21 protein-coding genes are annotated in these 21,193 nt (G+C 44.3%); 6 read left to right on the forward strand and 15 right to left on the reverse strand.

Annotated elements, in window-relative coordinates; genetic code table 11:
- Positions 1–12: 12 nt before the first annotated feature.
- Positions 13–1,914 (reverse strand): acetate--CoA ligase, encoded by a 1,902-nt coding sequence (acs, locus tag MusilaSJ_RS16270; protein WP_274985980.1) that lies wholly within the window; start codon positions 1,912–1,914, stop codon positions 13–15.
- 636 nt (positions 1,915–2,550) lie between these two features.
- Between acs and MusilaSJ_RS16275 the strand changes: the two genes are divergently transcribed.
- Complete coding sequence (locus tag MusilaSJ_RS16275; RefSeq protein ID WP_274985981.1) at positions 2,551–4,209, forward strand: glutamine--tRNA ligase/YqeY domain fusion protein; 1,659 nt, start codon at positions 2,551–2,553, stop codon at positions 4,207–4,209.
- Between the two features lie 322 nt (positions 4,210–4,531).
- Here the strand turns inward: MusilaSJ_RS16275 and MusilaSJ_RS16280 are convergent, their stop codons facing one another.
- The 5 genes from MusilaSJ_RS16280 to MusilaSJ_RS16300 all read right to left on the reverse strand — a co-directional run bounded on the left by MusilaSJ_RS16280 (position 4,532) and on the right by MusilaSJ_RS16300 (position 8,040).
- On the reverse strand, positions 4,532–5,314 hold the full coding sequence (locus tag MusilaSJ_RS16280) for an enoyl-CoA hydratase/isomerase family protein (RefSeq protein WP_274985982.1): 783 nt from the start codon (positions 5,312–5,314) through the stop codon (positions 4,532–4,534).
- Positions 5,315–5,319: 5 nt separating this feature from the next.
- A complete protein-coding gene (locus MusilaSJ_RS16285; RefSeq protein WP_090532397.1) occupies positions 5,320–5,739 on the reverse strand; it encodes a cobalamin B12-binding domain-containing protein in 420 nt (139 codons plus the stop codon).
- A gap of 487 nt (positions 5,740–6,226) precedes the next feature.
- Complete coding sequence (locus MusilaSJ_RS16290) at positions 6,227–6,529, reverse strand: winged helix-turn-helix domain-containing protein (protein ID WP_274985983.1); 303 nt, start codon at positions 6,527–6,529, stop codon at positions 6,227–6,229.
- A complete protein-coding gene (locus MusilaSJ_RS16295) occupies positions 6,526–7,143 on the reverse strand; it encodes a hypothetical protein (RefSeq protein ID WP_274985984.1) in 618 nt (205 codons plus the stop codon). The genes MusilaSJ_RS16290 and MusilaSJ_RS16295 overlap by 4 nt, the downstream gene beginning before the upstream one ends.
- Positions 7,144–7,209: 66 nt before the next feature.
- Positions 7,210–8,040, reverse strand: a complete 831-nt coding sequence (locus MusilaSJ_RS16300) for a protein NO VEIN domain-containing protein (RefSeq protein WP_274985985.1) — start codon at positions 8,038–8,040, stop codon at positions 7,210–7,212.
- Between the two features lie 119 nt (positions 8,041–8,159).
- Between MusilaSJ_RS16300 and MusilaSJ_RS16305 the strand changes: the two genes are divergently transcribed.
- Together MusilaSJ_RS16305 and MusilaSJ_RS16310 are read left to right on the forward strand one after the other, a co-directional pair.
- Complete coding sequence (locus MusilaSJ_RS16305) at positions 8,160–8,978, forward strand: DCC1-like thiol-disulfide oxidoreductase family protein (protein ID WP_274985986.1); 819 nt, start codon at positions 8,160–8,162, stop codon at positions 8,976–8,978.
- Between the two features lie 2 nt (positions 8,979–8,980).
- Positions 8,981–9,910 carry a TIGR01777 family oxidoreductase gene (locus MusilaSJ_RS16310; RefSeq protein ID WP_274985987.1) on the forward strand — a complete coding sequence of 310 codons (930 nt, stop codon included), beginning with the start codon at positions 8,981–8,983 and terminating at the stop codon, positions 9,908–9,910.
- A 237-nt stretch (positions 9,911–10,147) separates the two neighbouring features.
- Here the strand turns inward: MusilaSJ_RS16310 and feoB are convergent, their stop codons facing one another.
- The 6 genes from feoB to MusilaSJ_RS16340 all read right to left on the reverse strand — a co-directional run bounded on the left by feoB (position 10,148) and on the right by MusilaSJ_RS16340 (position 14,912).
- Positions 10,148–12,262 carry a ferrous iron transport protein B gene (gene feoB / locus MusilaSJ_RS16315; protein WP_274985988.1) on the reverse strand — a complete coding sequence of 705 codons (2,115 nt, stop codon included), beginning with the start codon at positions 12,260–12,262 and terminating at the stop codon, positions 10,148–10,150.
- 10 nt (positions 12,263–12,272) lie between these two features.
- Positions 12,273–12,488 (reverse strand): FeoA family protein, encoded by a 216-nt coding sequence (locus tag MusilaSJ_RS16320; RefSeq protein ID WP_090532383.1) that lies wholly within the window; start codon positions 12,486–12,488, stop codon positions 12,273–12,275.
- Between the two features lie 432 nt (positions 12,489–12,920).
- Complete coding sequence (locus MusilaSJ_RS16325; RefSeq protein WP_167516302.1) at positions 12,921–13,073, reverse strand: hypothetical protein; 153 nt, start codon at positions 13,071–13,073, stop codon at positions 12,921–12,923.
- A complete protein-coding gene (locus MusilaSJ_RS16330) occupies positions 13,070–13,459 on the reverse strand; it encodes a VanZ family protein (RefSeq protein ID WP_274985989.1) in 390 nt (129 codons plus the stop codon). Before MusilaSJ_RS16330 ends, MusilaSJ_RS16325 begins: the two co-directional genes overlap by 4 nt.
- A 1-nt stretch (position 13,460) precedes the next feature.
- Entirely contained in the window at positions 13,461–13,841 is a 381-nt protein-coding gene (gcvH, locus tag MusilaSJ_RS16335; protein ID WP_090532379.1) for a glycine cleavage system protein GcvH, read from the reverse strand.
- Between the two features lie 123 nt (positions 13,842–13,964).
- Positions 13,965–14,912, reverse strand: a complete 948-nt coding sequence (locus tag MusilaSJ_RS16340) for a tetratricopeptide repeat protein (protein WP_274985990.1) — start codon at positions 14,910–14,912, stop codon at positions 13,965–13,967.
- Positions 14,913–15,051: 139 nt separating this feature from the next.
- Between MusilaSJ_RS16340 and MusilaSJ_RS16345 the strand changes: the two genes are divergently transcribed.
- The 3 genes from MusilaSJ_RS16345 (at position 15,052) to MusilaSJ_RS16355 (ending at position 17,910) form a co-directional block, all read left to right on the forward strand.
- A complete protein-coding gene (locus MusilaSJ_RS16345) occupies positions 15,052–16,263 on the forward strand; it encodes a serine hydrolase domain-containing protein (protein WP_274985991.1) in 1,212 nt (403 codons plus the stop codon).
- Between the two features lie 100 nt (positions 16,264–16,363).
- Positions 16,364–16,678, forward strand: a complete 315-nt coding sequence (locus tag MusilaSJ_RS16350) for a YbaB/EbfC family nucleoid-associated protein (protein WP_274985992.1) — start codon at positions 16,364–16,366, stop codon at positions 16,676–16,678.
- A 554-nt stretch (positions 16,679–17,232) separates the two neighbouring features.
- Positions 17,233–17,910 (forward strand): metal-dependent hydrolase, encoded by a 678-nt coding sequence (locus tag MusilaSJ_RS16355; RefSeq protein ID WP_274985993.1) that lies wholly within the window; start codon positions 17,233–17,235, stop codon positions 17,908–17,910.
- A gap of 198 nt (positions 17,911–18,108) precedes the next feature.
- Here the strand turns inward: MusilaSJ_RS16355 and MusilaSJ_RS16360 are convergent, their stop codons facing one another.
- The 3 genes from MusilaSJ_RS16360 to MusilaSJ_RS16370 all read right to left on the reverse strand — a co-directional run bounded on the left by MusilaSJ_RS16360 (position 18,109) and on the right by MusilaSJ_RS16370 (position 21,050).
- Complete coding sequence (locus MusilaSJ_RS16360) at positions 18,109–18,294, reverse strand: hypothetical protein (RefSeq protein ID WP_274985994.1); 186 nt, start codon at positions 18,292–18,294, stop codon at positions 18,109–18,111.
- Between the two features lie 72 nt (positions 18,295–18,366).
- A complete protein-coding gene (locus MusilaSJ_RS16365) occupies positions 18,367–19,629 on the reverse strand; it encodes a glucose-1-phosphate adenylyltransferase (RefSeq protein WP_274985995.1) in 1,263 nt (420 codons plus the stop codon).
- The gene (locus MusilaSJ_RS16370) at positions 19,626–21,050 is read right to left on the reverse strand and encodes a glycogen synthase (protein ID WP_274985996.1); all 1,425 of its coding nucleotides are present in this window, start codon (positions 21,048–21,050) and stop codon (positions 19,626–19,628) included. The genes MusilaSJ_RS16365 and MusilaSJ_RS16370 overlap by 4 nt, the downstream gene beginning before the upstream one ends.
- Positions 21,051–21,193 lie beyond the last annotated feature (143 nt).

Raw genomic sequence — 21,193 nt, forward strand, 5'->3', positions numbered from 1 at the left:
TTTTCTTAAATATTACAAAGCCCCTGCCTTGATCTCGTCAACTACTGCCGGATCAAGCAAAGTGCTGGTATCGCCCAGGTTCGAGGTATCGCCCTCGGCTATCTTGCGCAAAATGCGGCGCATGATCTTGCCCGAACGCGTTTTTGGCAAGCCGGTTACAAACTGGATCTTATCAGGTTTGGCTATCGGGCCAATGATACGTGATACCGTCATGATGATATCCTTGCGGGTAATGTCCTCATCGCCATGCTTATCGGGGCTCACCACATAGGCATAAACACCCTGGCCTTTAATATCGTGCGGATAACCCACCACCGCCGATTCCACCACGCTGCTATGCATGTTGATGGCATTCTCCACTTCGGCAGTGCCTATACGGTGACCGGATACGTTCAGTACGTCATCCACGCGACCGGTAATGCGGTAATAGCCATCCTGATCGCGCAGGCAGCCATCCCCGGTGAAATACATGTTTTCGTAAGTGGCGAAGTAAGTGGTGCGGCAGCGCTCATGATCGCCATAAGTAGTACGCAGCATGCCCGGCCACGGAAATTTGATACACAGGTTGCCGCTTACACCGTTGCCTTCAATCACTTTGCCGTTTTCGTCAACCAATACGGGTTGTACGCCAGGTAATGGTAAGGTGGCATACCCCGGTTTGGTTGGGGTAATGCCGGCGATAGGAGAAATCATGATACCGCCATTTTCGGTTTGCCACCAGGTGTCAACAATCGGGCAGCGGTTTTTGCCGATATTGTCATCAAACCAATGCCATGCTTCCTCATTGATAGGCTCACCTACGGAGCCCAATTTTTTAAGAGAGCTCAGGTCTTTATTATTTACGTTATCCAGCCCAAAACTCATCAGTGAGCGGATAGCTGTTGGCGCGGTATATAATATGTTTACTTTGAATTTATCTACGATCTCCCAGAAACGACCGCAATCAGGATAAGTTGGGATCCCTTCAAACATCAGCGTAGTAGCGCCCTGCGAAAGCGGGCCATATACGATATAAGAGTGACCGGTGATCCAGCCGATATCGGCAGTACAGAAATATACCTCGCCCTGGTTGTACTGGAATACGTTGGCAAAAGTATAACCTGTATAAACCATATACCCGCCGCAGGTATGTACCACACCTTTGGGTTTACCTGTTGAGCCAGATGTGTACAGGATAAAGAGCATATCTTCGGCATCCATCACTTCGGCAGGGCAGCTTGGGTTACCTTGTGTTTCCACTTTTTTGATCTCATCTTCCCACCAAACATCGCGGCCTTTGATCATGGATACCGGTGTGCGGCTGCGGGTAAGCACAATAACTTTTCTAACCGAACGACATTGTACCAAAGCATCATCAATCACAGTTTTGAGCGGCACTTCCTTATTGCCACGCTTGCCGCCATCGCAGGTGATCACGATGCTGCACTCGGCATCATTGATCCTATCGGCAATGGACTGTGCAGAAAAACCACCAAACACTACCGAATGGATAGCACCGATGCGCGCACAAGCCAAAACAGCAATAGCCAGCTCGGGGATCATGGGCATATAGATACAAACACGATCACCTTTTTTTGCACCGTTGTTTTTAAGCACGTTGGCAAACTGGCATACTTTATCATGCAACTGGCGGTACGTTAAAATGCGGTGATCCTCTTCCGGGTCGTTAGGTTCCCAGATGATAGCCGGTTTATCGCCAAGAGCTTCGAGGTGACGGTCGAGGCAGTTTTCGGTAATATTGAGTTTTGCACCCTGGAACCATTTGATTTTAGGCTCCTTAAAGTTCCAGTCCAGTACGGTGTCCCACTTTTTTTGCCATAAAAAATTATCGGCAATGCCGGCCCAAAACTGCTCGGGCTGCTCAACACTTTGCTGGTAAACTTTTTTGTACTCTTCAAATGATGTAATTTTCATCGGTTGGTTGTTTGGTTGATGAAGCTGTTCCGGGTTTAAATTGTTTGTTTTTTTGTTGCCCCGCACCAGTTTCATGCTGGTTTAAATGGTGGGCGTAATTTAATAATTTATGTGTGATGTATATATTAAAATTCTATCTTTTTAAAATTTTTTAAAAAGTAATTATTGAACGATTACAGGCTTTAGATTTTGGTATTGTTGTTGGGTTGTGCAAGGGGCGCGTTAGGGATAGAAGTGGAAAGCCCGCAGCGAACGAGGGAGAGCGTAGGGGCAAAGCGAGGACTTGCAACGGATAGCCCGGGCCGCAGGCAACGCCCAATATTATAAAACCGATTAGGAAAACATAATTAATAATTAACAACTTACAATCACATCATTATAAGGCACGAAGACAACCGACCGGAGGAAACTCATTAATACCTATAAACCAACCACCGGCCGTAATTATTTGCCCCGATTAACACCCCCGGCTTCTGCAAAAGTTGCTATGTCCTTGCAACCGAACATCTCCGGCATGTTCTGCCCGTTTTCACTGAAGCTGATCTGCTTGCCAATAATACACAACCGAATATCCTGTGATAATGTCCACAGCCGCCTAAAATTTTGTTACTTTTGCCCATATTGCTATACTAATTTATGAGCGAAGAAAGATCACTGAACTTTATAGAGGAAATTGTTGAGGAAGATTTGGCTGCCGGTAAAAACGACAACCGTGTACTTACCCGTTTCCCGCCCGAACCTAATGGTTACCTGCATATTGGTCATGCCAAGTCAATTTGCCTTAACTTTGGTTTGGCAAAAAAATACAATGGCCTTACCAACCTCCGTTTTGACGATACCAACCCCGTTAAAGAGGATGTTGAATATGTTGACAGCATTAAGGAAGATGTAAAATGGCTTGGCTTTGATTGGGCTAATGAGCTTTATGCTTCTGATTATTTCGATCAGCTGTATGCCTTTGCCGTTGAATTGATCAAAAATAACCTGGCCTATGTTGATGACAGCACAGCCGAAGAAATAGCCGCCCAGAAAGGTACACCTACCGAACCGGGTACGCCAAACCAATACCGCAGTCGCTCCGTAGAGGAAAACCTGCAGCTGTTTGCCGATATGAAGGATGGCAAATACCCCGACGGCGCGAAAGTACTGCGTGCCAAGGTTGACCTGGCATCGCCTAACATGCACCTGCGCGACCCATTGATGTACCGTATTAAACACGCTCATCACCATCGTACAGGCGATAAATGGTGTATTTACCCCATGTATGATTTTGCTCACGGGCAATCGGATGCTATTGAAGAGATCACGCACTCTATCTGTACGCTGGAGTTTGTACCTCACCGTCCGTTGTACGATTGGTTTATTGAAAAACTGAATATTTTCCCGTCAAAACAATACGAGTTTGCCCGCTTAAACCTTAACTATACGGTAATGAGCAAGCGCAAATTGCTGCAGCTGGTTAACGAAAACTATGTTGATGGCTGGGACGATCCGCGTATGCCTACTATCAGCGGTTTACGCCGCCGTGGTTATACCCCTGCTTCTATCCGTGAGTTTTGTGAGCGCATTGGCGTTGCCAAACGCGAAAACATGATAGATGTTGGCTTGCTGGAGTTCTGTATCCGCGAAGACCTGAACAAAACTGCTTGGCGCCGTATGGCTGTGCTTGATCCGGTTAAGCTGATCCTGGATAATTATCCCGAAGGCGGAACCGAAATAATGCACGGCGAAAACAACCCCGAAGTTGAAGGCGGCGATGGCGGCAGGGATATTCCATTTGGCCGTGAGTTGTGGATAGAGCGTGAGGACTTTATGGAAGTTGCGCCTAAAAAATTCTTCCGCCTGGGTATCGGGCTGATGGTTCGCCTAAAAAACGCTTATATCATTAAAGGCGAAAGCATTGTTAAAGATGCCGATGGTAACATCACCGAGATCCATTGCAGCTACCTGCCCGAATCAAAATCAGGCCATGATACCAGCGGCATTAATGTAAAAGGCACCATCCACTGGGTGAGTGTTGAACACGCCAAAACTGCCGAAGTAAGGTTATATGACCGTTTATTCCAGGTTGAAGACCCTTCAAATGAGGATGGCGACTTTAAAGATTATATCAACCCTAACAGCCTGCATGTATTGTCAACAGTATACATTGAGCCCGACCTGGTTAATGCCGAGTTGGGCAAGCCGGTTCAGTTTATGCGTAAAGGTTATTTTACTTTAGATAAAAACTCAACTGAAGATAAATTAGTGTTTAACCGTACCGTTACCTTGAAAGACGGCTGGGGTAAAAAGTAAGCTCTCGCCCCCCAGCCCCCTAAAGGGGGAGTTTGAAAATTTTAAAGCGGGTTGAGCCTTTGGCTCAACCCGCTTTTTTTAATTCCTGATCTTCGTTAGCGTTATGAAGTTTTTAATTCCCTCCCTCGGGAGGGGTGCGGCGGCGGTGTGTAGTGGCAGGGAGGGGTTAAGCACCTTGCAAAATCAACACTTATCGATGAAACCCCTCCCTACACCCTCCCAGGGGAGGGAATCGCACAATCCCCCGCTTTTATTATTACAAACGCTTGTCGTTACACCACGATGGCATAGCTTTAAGCTTTCTGCATTCCGCTTTTAGCTTCTAATTCCCTTTAAATTCAGCTTTCCGTTTTTCCATAAAGGCTGCTACGCCTTCTTTAAAATCTTTTGTGCCGAAGCATTTGCCAAACTCGGCTATTTCGGTTTCATAGCCGTTAACGCCATCGGTATAAGCGGCATTAATACTGCGGATAGCAGCAGCAAGCGCCAAGGGGGCACGGGATAGTATTTTATTCAGGATCTCTTCGGCTTTAGTTAATAGTTCTTCGGGGTTAACTACGTGGGTAACCAGGCCATATTGCAGGGCATCGGCGGCAGTAATCATATCGGCGGTTAGGATCATTTCCATCGCTTTGCCTTTGCCAACCAGTTGGGTGAGGCGCTGTGTACCCCCATAGCCGGGGATCAACCCCAAAGTTACTTCGGGCAAGCCCATTTTAGCATTGTCAGCTGCTATACGGATATGGCAGGCAATAGCCAGCTCAAGCCCTCCGCCCAAAGCAAAACCATTTACCGCTGCTATTACAGGCTTGCTGCCATTAGCTATTAAATCAAAAACTGCGGTGTGGCCAGTACGCGAAAGCTGTGCACCTCCTTCAATATTCAGCGCTGCAAACTCACTGATATCAGCCCCTGCAACAAATGCTTTTGGTCCGGCTCCGGTAATGATGATACCACCTACTTCCGGATTTTGGAAAGCGTCGGTAAAAGCGCTATGCAGTTCGGCCAGCGTATCCTTATTAAGAGCGTTCAGTTTGCTTTCGCGGTTAATGGTGATTAATTGAACGCGGCCCTTGTTTGTTATCAGCAAATTTTGAAATTCCATAGGTATTAGAAATTGCGGTGTTCATGTACCCAAGCGGTTATATATTTTACAATATCCTGCGTGCTGGTGCCAGGCGGAAAAAGCTCGCCAACACCCAGTTTTTGCAGCTCGAGCATATCTTCATGCGGAATAATACCACCGCCGGTAACCAAAACATCATCCATTTTTTTCTCTTTAATGAGATTAATGATGCGTGGAAATACCGTCATATGCGCGCCCGAAAGTATAGAAATGCCAATGGCGTCCACATCCTCCTGCAGGGCTGTATTCACCACCATTTCGGGGGTTTGGCGTAGCCCGGTATAAATAACTTCCATACCTGCATCGCGCAGCGAAGTGGCAATAATGCGCGCGCCGCGGTCATGGCCATCGAGCCCTACTTTGGCAACTAAAACACGGATTGGTCGGTTAAAGGTATTACTCATGAATAACCCATTGGTTTTTGTAAAAGTAATAAGAAAATTATGGAAGTTTATTTATGTTTCATGCAATGTAGGGAAACCTCATAATTCGATCCGTTTTACCAATTTTATATTAAAAAATTTCTACACAAATGCTTTACAAGCTCTCCACAATTAATCGAATTACACGAATATTAAATTGATTCAATTCGTGTAATTCGATTAATACGTAAAAATTAGTGTAAAATTTTTCATTTATTATTTTTCAATCCGCATGTGGTTAAAAGCGATCGCTCTGTCTCGCAAAGGCGCTAAGAAGCAATTTATTATTGTTTAATAGCTGGTGACTTCAAAAAGGCCGGACCCCTCCATAAAAGAAGAGCCCGGCAGATATAGTGATTAGGATTAGGCCAAGTTTAACGGTGCTATCTTTAAATAAAATTGCTTTAAGGTTTTTCATGTTTTGCAAATTAAAAGTACTTTGTATTTCAAAGTTTATGAATAAAAAAAATTACAGTTTTTGTTGTTTGATCAAATTTTCGAGGGCAAGGAGGTGCAATTTGAAGGCGGCCCGGCCTTTTTCTGACGCCAGGTAACGTGTATTTGGCTTGCGGCCGATGAAAGTTTTCTCTACCTGGATGTATTCTTCCTTTTCCAGCGCTTTCAGGTGCGATGCCAGGTTACCGTCGGTTAGGTCGAGCAATTCCTTAAGCGAGTTAAAGTCGTAGCTTTCATTAGCAACCAATACGCTCATGATTTGCAGGCGGATGCGGTTTTCAAAGGCTTTATCAAACTGATCTAATGATATCTTCACTTATCGTATCTAAAATGCATTACTGTACCATAAATAATGTGGAGCAGACCGAAACCCACACTCCAAAAAATTAAGCCGTAACCCGGCATTACAGCACACAGCAAACCTAATAAAATCTCCAATATCCCCAAGCTCCTAATACCCGAATATGTATAATGACTGCCTGCAACTAACGACATGCCATAAAATATCAATGTAGCAGGCGCCACAACACCATAATAACCACGATAAACAAGTATAATAGTAAATAAACCGCCGCTTACCAATGGGATTGCCATATTAATGAGCAGGCGTTTGCTGCCAGCGCTCCAAAATGGCTGACCGTTTTTTTTAGCTTTGCGTACCGATAACAAGATCCCCGTACCAATAGACAGTACAAGCACCGCAATTGCCACGATAAATAATTTTATGACCAGCAATTCTTCATTGTAAGTATGGCGCTCTCTGAGGGTAGTATACTCGCCCTGCAGCAAACTGTATCCTATGCCGGCGCCGGCGAAGGCATAGATGCCCGCCATCACACCCGAAAGGCCGCTAAGCGAAATAAACTTGGCCGAACGCTCCATCAGATCGCGGATGGAACTTAACTCTGCATGAATATCTTGTTCTTTCATCAAAAGTACTTTGTTGTTCAAAGTTATATATAAGATTTGATTTTGCAAGAGGGGGAGAGGAAAAGTTTATCGAATTATTTTATAAAGTATGGCTTCCCGTTCACCTAATTCATCTACATCATTCAAAACCCTAACTATGCCTTCCTTTTTTTCGAGGTTTGTGATATTAACTAAGTAGATATATGCTTCCCCGGGATTCGATTTAAATGTACTAAGTTCATTACTTGTGAGATATATTTCCCCTGTATTATTTACGTTCGATTTTACTTCTATAAATCTTACCTTTTTATTGAAATCACTATAAATATCAAACCCAGCGTTAGCGTTTATTTTAGAGGTATGGGTGATATAATTCAATGGTGAGCTTGCCCCAAGTTTCAATAGCCTATCTGCTTCGTAAGTAATAGCAATTTCTTCGCCTATAGCACCTATCCGTTTCTTAAAGTCTAATAAAATCTCCAATTCATCTTGAGTTATTGACCTTCTATTCTGCGCTTTTACTTTTTTTAGAAGCTTTGCTTCGATGGTTAAAAAGTTGGCATTATAGATATTATAATGTGGAAAAAAGGATTCAATCCATTGCTTGAATGCCTTTTGAATGTTTTTTGCTATTCCCTCATATGGCTCCCATTGTCTATTGACCACTTTCTCAATATGTTTTTGGGTTTTACCCCCATCAGTCTCACGCCGCTTTCCTGAAAGATAATCATCGCTTGTAATGTCCTTGAACGCACAAAATTTTGACAACCCGAATAAATGTTGTTCTCCTATAATTGCGTGGACAAAATATAAAGGTTTGTTTCCAACCATTTTTCTGTGATAAATGGGCTCCTTATTAAATTCAATTAAAGATTGAACCAATTCAGTTTCATCGCGGATAAATTTATAGGTTGTCATACACTAAATATCGGTGAAATAATATGTTAAATATGTAGGGTAGTGGTTAAATTTAATTTTCAGTATTTATTGAAAGTTTAAAATATATTGTATATTTGTTTCAGAAAACACTGAAAGTTATGAAAACGCTTAAGAACCACATGATCCTGTTTGATGCAGAATGCCCGATGTGCCGTGCTTATACCGGTGCCTTTGTAAAAACAGGGATGCTTGATCCTGATGGCCGCACCGTGTACCAGGAAGCACATGCAGGTACCTGCCCTGTTTATGACAGGCAACGGGCTGTTAATGAAATAGCCTTAATTAACCTGAAAAGCGGCGAGGTTACCTACGGCGTTAAAAGTCTGTTCAAAATAATTGCCAATACCTGGCCTGTATTTGCCCCCTTATTTGCTTTTAAACCATTCATCTGGCTCATGAGCAAGGTTTATGCCTTTATATCATACAACAGGAGGGTAATTATCCCCGCTGCTGAAACCGGCTTTGAATACCAGCCTACGTTTAAGCTGCATTATCGTTTATTGTATTTGTTGTTCACCTGGTTTTGTACCGGTTTTATCTTAACAGCCTATGCACACCTGCTTACCGGGATTGTTCCTTTAGGAAATCCTTATCGCGAATACCTGATCTGCGGCGGACAAGTCATTTTTCAGGGCGCAGCGATATGCAGTTTTGACCGCCGTAATCTGTGGACCTACCTCGGCAATATGATGACCATCTCTTTTGCGGGCAGCTTATTACTGCTGATCGGGTTGGTTGTAAATCATTTTTTTCAATTCGGTCCGCTGATTTATACCCTGTATTTTATGATTGTAGCGGGATTGATGTTCCTTGAACACATCCGCCGTACAAAATTGCTTGGGCTGGGCTGGGTGCTTACCATTACCTGGGTAACCTATCGTATCGTTTTATTATTACTTATTTTAAACCTTAACTGATCATGAAAGCTTATAAAAAAATCGTACTGGCCGGCGGCAATGGTTATCTCGGTACCGTGCTGGCCATATACTACCGCGATTTGGCAGACGAGGTGATCATCCTGGCCCGCAAACAAAAACCTGTTGATGGCAACGTACATACCGCTGTTTGGGATGGTGAAACCGAAGGGGGGTGGACGGTTCACCTTGCCGGTGCCGATATGCTGATTAACCTGTGCGGCAAAAATGTAAACTGCCGCTACACCGAAAAGAACAAGCGGGAGATCATCCGTTCAAGGGTTGTACCTACCGAACTATTAGGCAGGGTGATCCATAAGATGGAAAACCCGCCAAAGGTTTGGATCAATGTGACTTCTGCCACCATTTATCGCCACGCCGAAGACCGTCCGCAGGATGAGGATACCGGTGAGATTGGTTATGGCTTTTCTATTGATGTTTGCAACATCTGGGAAAGCGCTTTCTTTAAAACAGATACGCCCCATACCCGTAAAATTGCCCTGCGCATGGGCATTGTGTTAGGCCGAAGCGACAGTGTTTTTCCGCGGTTGCTTAACCTGGTTAGGTTTGGCCTCGGCGGCAAACAAGGCGATGGGCAGCAATACATAGCCTGGGTGCATGAGCATGATGTAGCCCGGAGCACCCAATGGCTGTTAGACCACCCCGAATTAAATGGTATATTTAACTGCACCGCGCCCGAAAGCACAAAAAACACCGATATGATGCACATCATCCGGCGGGCCTATGGCGCACCATTCGGCTTGCCCGCACCGCAGTGGCTGCTGGAAGTTGGCGCCATGGTAATCGGCACCGAAACCGAACTGATTTTAAAAAGCCGCTGGGTAATACCTAAACGCTTACTGGATAGCGGGTTTATATTTCAATACCCAAAAGCGGAGCATGCGGTGCATGATATTTTGAGTTTGAAGAGGTAGCGGGTTGCTCATGTGTCAACGCGTGATGAATTTCTTCAACACGGATGCTGTCGGGAGTCTGGGCTTTAAATAGCGAAACTTAATAAGCAGGTATTGGTAAGAATAGTTTTTACTATGAACTAAAACTACTTCAGCCCCTGATATACTTCGCTATCCAAAGTCGGAGACTTCAGCAGTGCAAACATTGCTGAAACATTTAGGGCTATGAACCATCAACTATGATCCATGAACTAAAAACTACTTCAACCAGTGATACACAATAAATGATGCGGTATAAGCCAGAGCGGTCATATAGGCAAACTGGGCAGCGGGCCAGCGCCAGTCTTTGGTTTCGCGATAAACAACGGCTACCGTACTGGCACATTGCATGGCGAAGGCGTAAAACATCATGAGGGAGAAGGCCACAGCCAGGGTGAACACCGGCTCTCCGGTTTGCGGATTTTTAGCCTCGTGCATTTTTTGCTGAACCGATTGCAGCTTATCGGCATCGCCCTCCACGCTGTAAATGGTGGCCATGGTGCCCACAAATACTTCACGGGCAGCAAAGGAGCTGATGAGGGCTATACCTATCTTCCAATCGAAGCCAAGAGGTTTAATAACGGGTTCAATAACATGCCCAAATACGCCGGCGTATGAGTTTTCCAGTTTTTCGGATGCGATAACCTTCGTCAGGCTATCCGGTGTCATGGTTTTAGTGTATTGCGGCTGGGCGTATTGTTTATCTATCTGCGCAAACCTGTCGCCGGGGCCGTATGATTTCATTACCCACAGGATCACCGAAACAGCAATGATCACTTTACCGGCCTGTAGTACGAACGTTTTTGAACGGTCATACATGGTAAAGATCACGTTTTTCCACCTTGGCATGCGGTAAACGGGCAGTTCCATAATAAAATAGCCGCGTTCGCGGGCTTTCAGGATAAACTTCATTACAAAAGCCACGATAACCGCCGAAAAGATGCTGAGCACATACATGGCAGTAAGCGCCAGGCCCTGCAGGTTAAAGATCCACCAAACATTGCGGTTGGGTACAACCAGCGCAATCAGCAGGGTATAAACCGGCAGGCGGGCTGAGCAGGCTACTAATGGAGTAACCATAATGGTGATCATCCTGTCCTTCCAGTTTTCGATGGTGCGGGTGCTCATGATAGAAGGTACCGCGCAGGCAAAACCGCCGATAAGCGGCACTACCGATTTGCCGTTAAGCCCTACCTTGCGCATCACCTTATCCATCATAAAAGTAACGCGCGACATGTAGCCTGTATCTTCTAAAATGGAGATGAGCGCGAACAGGATGGCGATCTGCGGGATAAATACCAATACCCCGCTCAGGCCGGCCAATACGCCGTCGATGATCAGGCTGCTTAGCGGACCGGCAGGCAGTATTTTAGCAGCGCCGGCCTGCAGCAAGATAAACAGGTCTTCGATGAGCGACATAGGGTAGGCCGACCATGAAAAGATAGCCTGGAATATGAACAGTAAGATGGCGAAGAAGATCACAAAGCCAAATACTTTATGGGTAAGGATCTTATCTATCTTGTTGCTTATGGTTTCGTCGTGCGCCGTTTCAGCTTTTTTTACCGTATCGTAAAGCAGGTCGTTGATGAAGTTGTAACGGGCGATGGTTTCTGTAGCCTGCGCCTTTTGCGAGTGGAAAGAATGCTCCTGCTCCAGTTGTTCAATCCGGTCGCTCTCGGCTGTTGAAAGGTAGCTCAGGGTTTCGTGCTGGTGGGCAAGCTGCAAGGCCACATAAGGATTTTCAACCTGCATCTCCCCTTTTATTTGCGCTATGATGTCCGGGGCGATGCTTTCAATATCAATAGTATCTTGTTGCAGTGGTACGCTGTTGGCAAAAGCAATGGCGCTTTTAAGCTTGTCAATGCCTGTATTTTTCCTGGCGGAGATAGGGACTACCGGAACGCCCAGTTTTTTGGCAAAAAGATCAATATTGATTTTGATGCCCGCCTTGTCCGACACATCGACCATGTTAAGCGCCACCACTACGGGGATCTTGAGGTCCGCAACCTGGGTATAAAGCAGCAGGTTGCGTTTTAAATTGGATGCGTCGAGGATCACCACAACCAGATCGGGCACCATGCCTTTTGATTTATCGGCCAGTACCGAAAATACGATGGATTCGTCTTTACTTTTGGGATAGATGCTGTAAGTACCCGGAAGGTCAATTATTTCGGCCGTGCGGCCGTCAGGCAGTTGGCAAAAGCCTGTTTTTTTATCAACAGTAACCCCCGGAAAGTTTCCGATTTTTTGATTTAACCCGGTTAATATATTAAAGAGAGTTGATTTACCGGTATTTGGATTTCCTACAAGTGCAACTCTTATATTGGTTTTCAACGCTTACAAACTACTGCAAAATGATGGTGGATGCTTCAAACCTGCGTAAGCTAAGCTGGTAGCCTGATACGCTGATGGCAATAGGATCGCCAAGAGGGGCGATGCGCGAAATGCGGACCTCTTCACCGGGTAAACAGCCCATCTCCATCAGTTTTACTGACATTTCAAGATCGGTAAATTCCTTTACAATACCAGTTTCGCCTATTTCCAGTTGTGAAAGCTTCATCATTTATAATATAAAACGTAGCAAATGTAAGCTTATTTATATTAAATCCAAATAAGATTTGCTATGATGTGCAGATTTTAAATGTGCAGGTGATTTTTGATTTGTAAATGACAATTCGAGATGCAGTTGTGAGGATTTAGATCTGCAGATTCCGGATCGGCAAAGCATATATTGGGTGCCTTCACTGACACAATTATGTCAGTGTTCAATTTTTAAAAAGGGGGTGTTCAACGTTTAATTTCTAAAAAATGCAAGTAGCTGATTATCAATGCTGATGTGTTCATGTTGGGTGCTTTGCTAATAGTTAGCAAAATTAAGTAGTTGATTATCAGTTGTGTTTTTTTGAAAATAATTGCCAGTGTTTACACTTTAAAAAATTGAACACCCGCAAATTGAATAGTAAATGTGCTTTGCTGATATAGATTTACCTGGCTAAGCCATCATTTGCACATCTGCACATCTGGAATCGGCAGATTTAATTTTCCCGAAATGCGGACAGCCGCAACCCTTATGGAAAATGCCGCATGATGAACCTGCTGTTAACAGCAGCGCGCCTAATAAAATAACCAGTTTATTTTTTTTCATTTTTTTCCAATTGCCTCAACAGTTAGCATTACACTAAAAATCCCCATACAAGCTCCAAGTACATCGCAAAAAAGATCGTTCCAGTCGCCGCTGCGCCAAGTAAAAACAGATGCCTGCAGCACTTCAATAAGCGCCCCGAAAAATACACTGGTTGCCCATATCACGAATGCCCTTGTATACGTAATCCGCCGTGGTTTTTGTTGCCTGATAACACCAAAACAAACCAGTACAATAAGGGTGAAAAACAAACCGCAGTGCGTGAGTTTATCAAAGCCCCTAAAAAACAGTGGGGATTTATCAACAGAATCAAGATGTACCGAGCAAATAATTAAAACAAATAAGGCCCACAAAATAGCGGGCCCATGATATTTTAAAAACAGCTTCATCTTATACGCCGATAACCGTTTTATAATCGCCGGCAGATAAAAGTGAGTCAGCATCGGCAGCATCAGCTACGGTGATCTTTACCATCCAGCCTTCGCCATATGGGTCGGTGTTAACCAGTTCGGGTTGGTTATTTAATGCCGGGTTAACTTCGGTTACGGTGCCGGCAACAGGCATAAACAGGTCTGATACCGTTTTTACTGCTTCAACGGTGCCAAAAACTTCGTCTTTAGCAACCTCTTTACCTAATGAAGTAATATCAACATACACAATGTCGCCCAGTTCACTTTGAGCAAATTCGGTGATGCCTACGGTAGCTACATTGCCTTCAACCTTAATCCACTCGTGGTCTTTGGTGTATTTTAATTCAGCCGGAAAATTCATGTCGTTAAATTTTGTGTGCTCAAAAATAGTAAAACTTTGGCTTTCGCAATTATTGATATGTAAATTATAAAATCATCATTTTCTATATGGCATAGTGATGATTTATCGGCGATAAATTTGCAATTAAAACTTTCTTTCAGCAGATGCCATCCAATCCTCCAGGGCCTTCCGTTGGTCTGCGTTGTTTTGCAGCCACTTTGCTCCCGCTGTTTTATCGGCGCTTAAGCCAATTAATTTAACCGCCGTTGAAAAGCTTTGAGATTGGGACAGTTTATAGAAAAAAGCTGCATAGTAATTCCAAAAGAAGGTTTGTCTGCCCGGCTTTTCACCAAGTTTGCCAACGGCCGTAAAAATGTTTTTCAACTGGGTTTCCAGCTGACCGCCAGAAACCGAAACGGCGGTGCTCAGGGTTTTATTGAGTAACAAGGTTTCCGGATCCGCTTTAGCTGCTTTCAGGTCGCCGCCTTTTAGTAAACTTTGCAGGTTGGTATAGGCTTCATCTGCACGGGGCCCTTCCGGGTCGAGCAGCAGGAAGCTGCACAGGCCCATCAATGCTGGTACCCTTTTGTTTTGGTGGAAAGTTACCAGTCCGTACAAGCGTTGGCTATTGGCATGTTTAGGATCAAGTTTAATAGCTTCAATGGCAGCCTGCTCGGCCTCGGCATATTTTTGCGCGCGGAAATACGCTATCCCCAGGTTAAAATACAGCGGCTGATAACCGGGCTTTAATTTGATCCCCTCTTTATAAGCGTCGGTGGCCTGTTGCGGCTGATGAGCGGTATCATAAATACTGCCCATTAATTCATAAGCAGGCCCGGTTAGGTCGCCGCCTGTTTTTATCACTTTGTTAAGATAAGGTACCGCTTCCGCACCCTTGCCCGATGCATTGAGGCTGAAGGCCAGCTGATAGTTGGCCTGCGCGTTATCTGGCTCGGCGGCAAGTGCCTCTTTATATTTTTCAATAGCTGCCGAATAATTTTTTTCGCTGTTAAGCTTAATGCCCTCCTTAATAATACTATTAACATCCGTATTTTGAGCATGCGCCAACCCTGTGCTAAGCACCAGAGCCATAATAAACAAGCATTTTTTCAACAAAATCATACTTAAACATACTAATTGTGCTAACTAACAGAAAATTTTAAAACTTTAATCAATACCTGCTGTATAATTTCTAATTTTCGCATTCGTTTAGTGTGAGATAAATTGATTTATGAGATTAGTGTACAAAAGCCTGGTAGTGTGTGCTGCCCCCCTGTTACTGTTAGCCTGTTCATCCAAAAATAAAAATAAAGACCAATCGCAGTCGCAGGTTGCCGCCAGGCCGCTTGATACCACGGCGTTGCTGGCCTACAATCCTAAAAATGCTGATAAAAAGATAGATGCCGTAATGCAGGAGCTGCATCGTACCCGCGGTTTTAACGGTAATGTGCTGGTGGCAAAAAAAGGAAAAATAGTTTATGAAAAAGCCATTGGCTGGGCCGACTACCTGCATCGCGACAGCCTGAAAATCGGTTCGCAATTTGAGCTGGCTTCGGTAACTAAAACTATGACATCAACCGCCATCCTCCTGCTGATGGAACGCGGCAAATTGAAGCTTGACGATGACGTTAAAAAGTTTTTTCCCGATTTTCCATACGATGGTGTAACTATTCGCTTGTTACTTACGCACCGCTCGGGTATGATGAATTATGTATATTTTATCGACGATATTTACCGGAAAAATCACCTGAACCAGCGCAAAGGGCTTACCAATGCTGAGGCTATGAAAATGATTGCCGATTATAAGCCAACGCGCTTCAACGAGCCCAATAAGCGTTTCCTGTATAACAACTCCAACTTTATGGTGCTTGGTTCCATCATTGAAAAAGTGAGCGGAATGAGCTATGCCCAGTTTATGCAGGAGAATGTGTTTAAACCGGCCAGCATGGCGCATACGCATGTTTACTCGAAGGCCGTTTATGATAAAATACCTGTTGATGTTGTGGGGCACGACCGCGGCCAGTGGCGTTATTCGGTAGTGCAAAACTTTTTGGACGGCCCTGTGGGTGATAAAGGCATTTACAGCACAGTTGGTGACCTGTTCCTGTTTGATCGGGCCTTAAGAGCAGGATTATTGCTAAAACCGGCTACACTTGATTCGGCATACGTGCCGCGTAACCCGATGGTGCACGGGCATTTCAGCTACGGTTACGGCTGGCGTACATTTACTGCACCGGGCGAGGAGGTGATTTATCATACCGGCTGGTGGCACGGGTTCAGGCATATTTATCTGCGGGATATGAAACACGACATTACCATAGTATTGCTCACCAACCTGGCCAACGGCAGTTTATTAAAGCTCGATGACCTGTTTAAAGCGGCTGGCATGCCTATTGTACGTAAAAGTGCATACAATGGCAATGGTGATACCAGTGATGATTAATGGGGTTGGAGAATGGTTTATTGGGTTGATTAGGTGAATGGTTAAATTTGCAATTAATCAACCACTCACCCTATCAACCACTCACTAAAAACTAAACAAAATGTTTGATAAATTAATGGAAGCCCAGCAAAAGGCTGGCGAAATGAAAAAACGTCTTGATGGCATCAGTGTATCGGGCTCGGCCGAGGGCGGCAAAATTGTTGTTAACGCTAACGCCAATAAAGTGATCCAATCAGTACAGATAGATCCTGATTTTTTAGCTGGTGCTGATAAAGAAGAACTGGAAGAACTGCTTGTAGTGGCTATAAATAAAGCGATTGAGCAAGCTGAAAATATTAACCAGAGCGAAATGGCAGCCATGACCCAGAGTATGTTTGGCGGCTTGGGCGGCCTGGGCAATATGTTTGGTAAATAAACCCGATTCGCTTAAGTAGGTATTTAAAGATATTTAAGCGTCATTGCGAGTAACCATCAGGGAAGCCCTGAAAAAGGCCGTGATGATATGTGAAATATATTTTAGCGATGGTGAGCGGGGGCCGCGTTAGGGATTGCAGTGTAAAGCCCACAGCGAGCGTTAGGATTGTGGGCAGGAAAAGCGAGGACTTGTAACGGAAAGCCCGGGCCGCAGGCAACGCCCATGTTATAAAACTGATCGGAAAAATACACTTAATAATCAATAACTTACAATCACGTCATTATAAGGTACGCAGACAACCGACCGAAGGGAGCTCATCAATACCTATGGAAAAACAAATTATAGTTATTAATAATCCCCGATTAGCAGAGCCGATCTGTATAGTTTGTGATTGCTTCGTACCGCGCAATGACGCTTTTCTTTCTATATCGCTTTTTACATTTTAAGGGTTTCACAGCACTATCTGTTCAAACGCCTATCTGTAACTTTTCTGCCATTAAAGCAAATCGCTGGCATAAGTGTTTACTTTTGATCAGATCATAAAATTACATTCTATGAAAACTACTTATTATGGCCAGTCGGCCCTTGAGATTGTAACTGGTGGAAAGAAACTGCTTTTCGATCCGTTTATAAGCCCTAACCCGCTGGCAAAGGATATTGACATTCACAGCTTAAAGCCCGATTATATCCTGGTATCGCACGGGCATGGCGATCATGTGGCCGATTTGCTGGAAGTTGCAAAAAGCAGTGGCGCAAAAGTAATTTGTATTGCCGAAATTGCCGGATGGCTTGGTACTAAAGGCATTGAAAATGTACATGGCATGAACATAGGGGGCGGTTTTAACTTTGAGTTTGGAAGGGTTAAAATGGTAAACGCGGTACATTCAAGCACCTTGCCTGATGGCTCACCAGGCGGTAATCCAGCCGGTTTTTTAATTTACGCCGAAAGAAAGGTTATTTATTTTGCAGGCGATACTGCCCTTACCTATGATATGAAACTACTGGCCGATGAAAATCTCGACTGGGCATTTCTGCCTATCGGCGATAATTACACTATGGGGGCAGATGATGCCATTAAAGCGTCGGCGTTCATCAATTGTAAAAACATCATCGGCATTCATTACGACTCATTCCCAGTTATCAAAATTGATAAAGATGAAGTAACCGAGAAATTTATCAAAGCTGGTTTGAATTTGAAGTTGCCGGCTATTGGTGAAACTATAGAGTTGTAAAAACACACCTAACGGTCATCCCGAACTTGTTTCGGGAACCCATAAAGCAGAGCCGCATGGCAGGTCGTAAACTCAGCATGTGGGGTGCTGAAACAAGTTCAGCATGATGATTATCAAACAGCAAAAGGCTCGATAATACCGGGCCTTTTGCTGTTTGATACCAAACCGGACTTACACTTCCGGTTTCCGACTAAAGACTTATTTCCTTTTCATCTTCATGGTGTCTTTTTTCATGGTGGTATCTTTTTTCATTTTCTTCGTTTTCTTCTTCTTGGTTGTATCAGTTTGCATAATGCCTTTTGACGGGCGAACCATTGTACCATGAGCGAAAACGCTGCTGAAGGAGATCGCTGCTAAAGCGATCATACATAGTGCCTTTTTCATAGTTGATTATGTTTTAGATGGTTAGTTCTATCTATAACAAATTAACTATGGTTTGTTTTTTTTATTTTTTAATTAAATAACTGTGCCGCTCGGTATTATAGCCCGTTTTTTTACTACAACAATACCGTCTTGTACAGTATGAGTGCCGTAATCACCATCTTCAAGCTTCTCGCCGCAGTTAATGGTTACATTATTACCGATGTAAGTATTTTTATCAATAATGGCGTTTTGGATATGGCAATTATCGCCGATGCCCATAATTGGCGAACCGCTTTCTTTACATTCGGCAATTTCCTCAAGGGTTTGATAATTGTCGCTGCCCATTACGTAACAGTTTTCGATAATGGTATTAACACCAATGCGGGTACGGATCCCTATTATAGAATGGGTGATCTGTTTGGCATTGATAATACAACCGTCGGCAACGATAGATTTTTCCATCAGCGTGCCTGATATTTTTGAGGGCGGCAACATGCGCGCACGGGTGTAGATCGGGTTTTTATCAAAAAGGTTAAACTTGGGGATATTATCGGTTAAACCCAGATTGGCCTCAAAAAATGAAGGGATAGTACCAATATCTGTCCAGTAGCCTTCGTATTGATAACTGGCTACGCGATGGCCTTCAATTGATTGCGGGATGATTTCTTTACCAAAATCGGTACGTTCGTTACCTTCAAGCAATTCATATAGCAATTTTCGATTAAAGATGTAGATACCCATTGACGCCAGGTATACACGGCCTTCAGCTTCCATTTCCGGACTAACCTCTGACGCCCAGCTTTCGAAATTGCTTTTAGGCTTTTCGATAAACGAGGTGATCATGTTGTTCTCGTCCGTTTTCAGGATTCCGAAGCCCGGAACATCGGCTGCATCAACCGGGATAGTAGCTATCGAAATTTCGGCATTGGTTTCGATATGATGGTTGATCATATCTTCAAAATCCATTTGGTACAGCTGATCGCCCGAAAGGATCAGTACATACTCAAACTCATGCACCGCCAAATGGTGTAAGCTTTGCCTTACAGCATCAGCCGTACCCTGGAACCAGGCCACGCTTGATGGTGTTTGCTCTGCCGCCAGGATGTCAACAAAAGCATCGCTAAAGCTGCTGAAATGGTACGTGTTTTTGATGTGCTTGTTTAACGAGGCCGAATTAAACTGCGTTAACACATAAATACGCGTAATACCCGAGTGCAAACAGTTTGAAATGGGAATATCCACCAAACGATATTTACCCGCAATTGGAACTGCCGGCTTTGACCGCGTTGCGGTAAGCGGTGATAAACGGCTGCCCTGGCCGCCACCGAGCACAATGGAGATTACTTTGGATGTCATAAAGTTAGTTTTAAGCTTTCGTATAGTTCAGTGTATTGTTGTGTTGAGCGAGCCCATGAAAAATCAAGTGTTATCATTTGCTTGCGGAGCTGCTGCATTTTTGCGCTATCCTGATAAAGTTGTTTTGCCCTGAAAACCGAGTGGCAAATATCCTGCACGCTGGCCTGTACAAAGCGGATCCCGTAGCCCCCCTCATCGCCGAAATCAATAACAGAATCTTTCAATCCACCAGTGGTACGTACAATTGGCATGGTGCCGTAACGTAGCGCATACAGTTGGTTAAGGCCGCAAGGTTCCACGCGTGATGGCATCAGCAGGAAATCGGCCCCGGCATAAATCAAGTGTGCCAATGACTCGTCATAGCCAATAAATACATTACAATGCTCAGGATATTTATTTTTAAGCTGAAGCAGCGCCAATTCGTTTTCCTTATCGCCGGCGCCTAATATGATAAAGTTTACTTCGCCTTCGTTTTCGAGCAGGCTGCGTTCAATAGCGGCAGGCAGCAGATCTGCGCCTTTTTCAACAACGAGGCGACCGATAAAGGTGAATAACGGTTTTTCCGGATCGAGCTCAAAGCGGTTGCAAATAGCTTCTTTATTAGCCCTTTTGCCTTTAGCCAATGTTTTAGCCGAAAATTTGGTCGGGATCATTGGGTCGGTTTGCGGGTTCCAAACCTCGGTGTCGATGCCATTCATGATGCCATAACCTTTTGCCCGCTCAATATAAAACAGGTACTCCAAGCCGTTTGAGTTGTAGGTAAGTTCCTCCAGGTAAGTAGGTGATACCGTGGTATAACGCCAGCTGCATTTAACCGCGGCGGCAAGTGGATTGATACCGCCGGCCCAGTCAAGCAAACCTGTTTTGGTCAGGTCGATTTCTGGCAATAAGGATAGCCTGTCCCAGCCGAAAGCGCCGTGGTACTGGCCGTTGTGTATGGTAAATATGGTTGGCGTATTGGCCAGCCTTGTATACAGTTTGGAATGATAAAGCAGGAATGGGACTAAACCGGCATGGTGGTCATGACAATGGATCAGATCGGGTGTTTGTTGCGAATAGCTGATCCAATCTAAAAATGCCAATTGAAAAGCCATGAACTGGTCGCGCTCATCAGGGTAACTGTAGATATTTTCCCTGTCGAGCAAGCCAGGAATTTTTACTAAATAAAGTTCAAAACCGAGTTTGTTTGTTTTCTCTTTCAATATCTCGAAGAAAAGTCGGCGATTACCGAGTAAGGTTGCAGCAGCAAACACAATTTCAAAGTCGTTTTCCTGGGTAAACTTACGATCGTAAAAAGGCATAACAACTGCAGCCTGCAAACCTGCAAGGTTCTGGTACTTAGGCAATGCGCCAACAACATCGGCAAGCCCGCCAACTTTAGCAACGGGATAGCACTCGGCACTCAAATGGTATATTTTCATTCAGGTTTTATTGGCTCAATTTAAGCAAAGATTACCAAAAGAGAAACCCGCGGCAATTAATATAGTTTTGTAAAATTTAGATTAAAAGCACTGAGATTTTATTACCGTTAAGATGCTATAGTTGTAAAAATGATAGGGAAAAG

It is taken from the genome of Mucilaginibacter sp. SJ (genome assembly GCF_028993635.1).
Lineage (GTDB): Bacteria > Bacteroidota > Bacteroidia > Sphingobacteriales > Sphingobacteriaceae > Mucilaginibacter.

Bases quoted from the DNA above. Each gene is read 5' to 3' on its own strand.
- MusilaSJ_RS16330 (WP_274985989.1), bottom strand. From the start codon at position 13,459: ATGAAGCTGTTTTTAAAATATCATGGGCCCGCTATTTTGTGGGCCTTA.
- MusilaSJ_RS16310 (WP_274985987.1), top strand. From the start codon at position 8,981: ATGAAAGCTTATAAAAAAATCGTACTGGCCGGCGGCAATGGTTATCTC.
- MusilaSJ_RS16285 (WP_090532397.1), bottom strand. From the start codon at position 5,739: ATGAGTAATACCTTTAACCGACCAATCCGTGTTTTAGTTGCCAAAGTA.
- MusilaSJ_RS16340 (WP_274985990.1), bottom strand. From the start codon at position 14,912: ATGGCTCTGGTGCTTAGCACAGGGTTGGCGCATGCTCAAAATACGGAT.
- MusilaSJ_RS16300 (WP_274985985.1), bottom strand. From the start codon at position 8,040: ATGACAACCTATAAATTTATCCGCGATGAAACTGAATTGGTTCAATCT.
- MusilaSJ_RS16305 (WP_274985986.1), top strand. From the start codon at position 8,160: ATGAAAACGCTTAAGAACCACATGATCCTGTTTGATGCAGAATGCCCG.
- MusilaSJ_RS16360 (WP_274985994.1), bottom strand. From the start codon at position 18,294: ATGAAAAAGGCACTATGTATGATCGCTTTAGCAGCGATCTCCTTCAGC.
- MusilaSJ_RS16320 (WP_090532383.1), bottom strand. From the start codon at position 12,488: ATGAAGCTTTCACAACTGGAAATAGGCGAAACTGGTATTGTAAAGGAA.
- MusilaSJ_RS16275 (WP_274985981.1), top strand. From the start codon at position 2,551: ATGAGCGAAGAAAGATCACTGAACTTTATAGAGGAAATTGTTGAGGAA.
- MusilaSJ_RS16325 (WP_167516302.1), bottom strand. From the start codon at position 13,073: ATGAAAAAAAATAAACTGGTTATTTTATTAGGCGCGCTGCTGTTAACA.
- MusilaSJ_RS16350 (WP_274985992.1), top strand. From the start codon at position 16,364: ATGTTTGATAAATTAATGGAAGCCCAGCAAAAGGCTGGCGAAATGAAA.
- MusilaSJ_RS16365 (WP_274985995.1), bottom strand. From the start codon at position 19,629: ATGACATCCAAAGTAATCTCCATTGTGCTCGGTGGCGGCCAGGGCAGC.
- acs (WP_274985980.1), bottom strand. From the start codon at position 1,914: ATGAAAATTACATCATTTGAAGAGTACAAAAAAGTTTACCAGCAAAGT.
- MusilaSJ_RS16355 (WP_274985993.1), top strand. From the start codon at position 17,233: ATGAAAACTACTTATTATGGCCAGTCGGCCCTTGAGATTGTAACTGGT.
- gcvH (WP_090532379.1), bottom strand. From the start codon at position 13,841: ATGAATTTTCCGGCTGAATTAAAATACACCAAAGACCACGAGTGGATT.
- MusilaSJ_RS16280 (WP_274985982.1), bottom strand. From the start codon at position 5,314: ATGGAATTTCAAAATTTGCTGATAACAAACAAGGGCCGCGTTCAATTA.
- MusilaSJ_RS16345 (WP_274985991.1), top strand. From the start codon at position 15,052: ATGAGATTAGTGTACAAAAGCCTGGTAGTGTGTGCTGCCCCCCTGTTA.
- MusilaSJ_RS16370 (WP_274985996.1), bottom strand. From the start codon at position 21,050: ATGAAAATATACCATTTGAGTGCCGAGTGCTATCCCGTTGCTAAAGTT.
- MusilaSJ_RS16295 (WP_274985984.1), bottom strand. From the start codon at position 7,143: ATGAAAGAACAAGATATTCATGCAGAGTTAAGTTCCATCCGCGATCTG.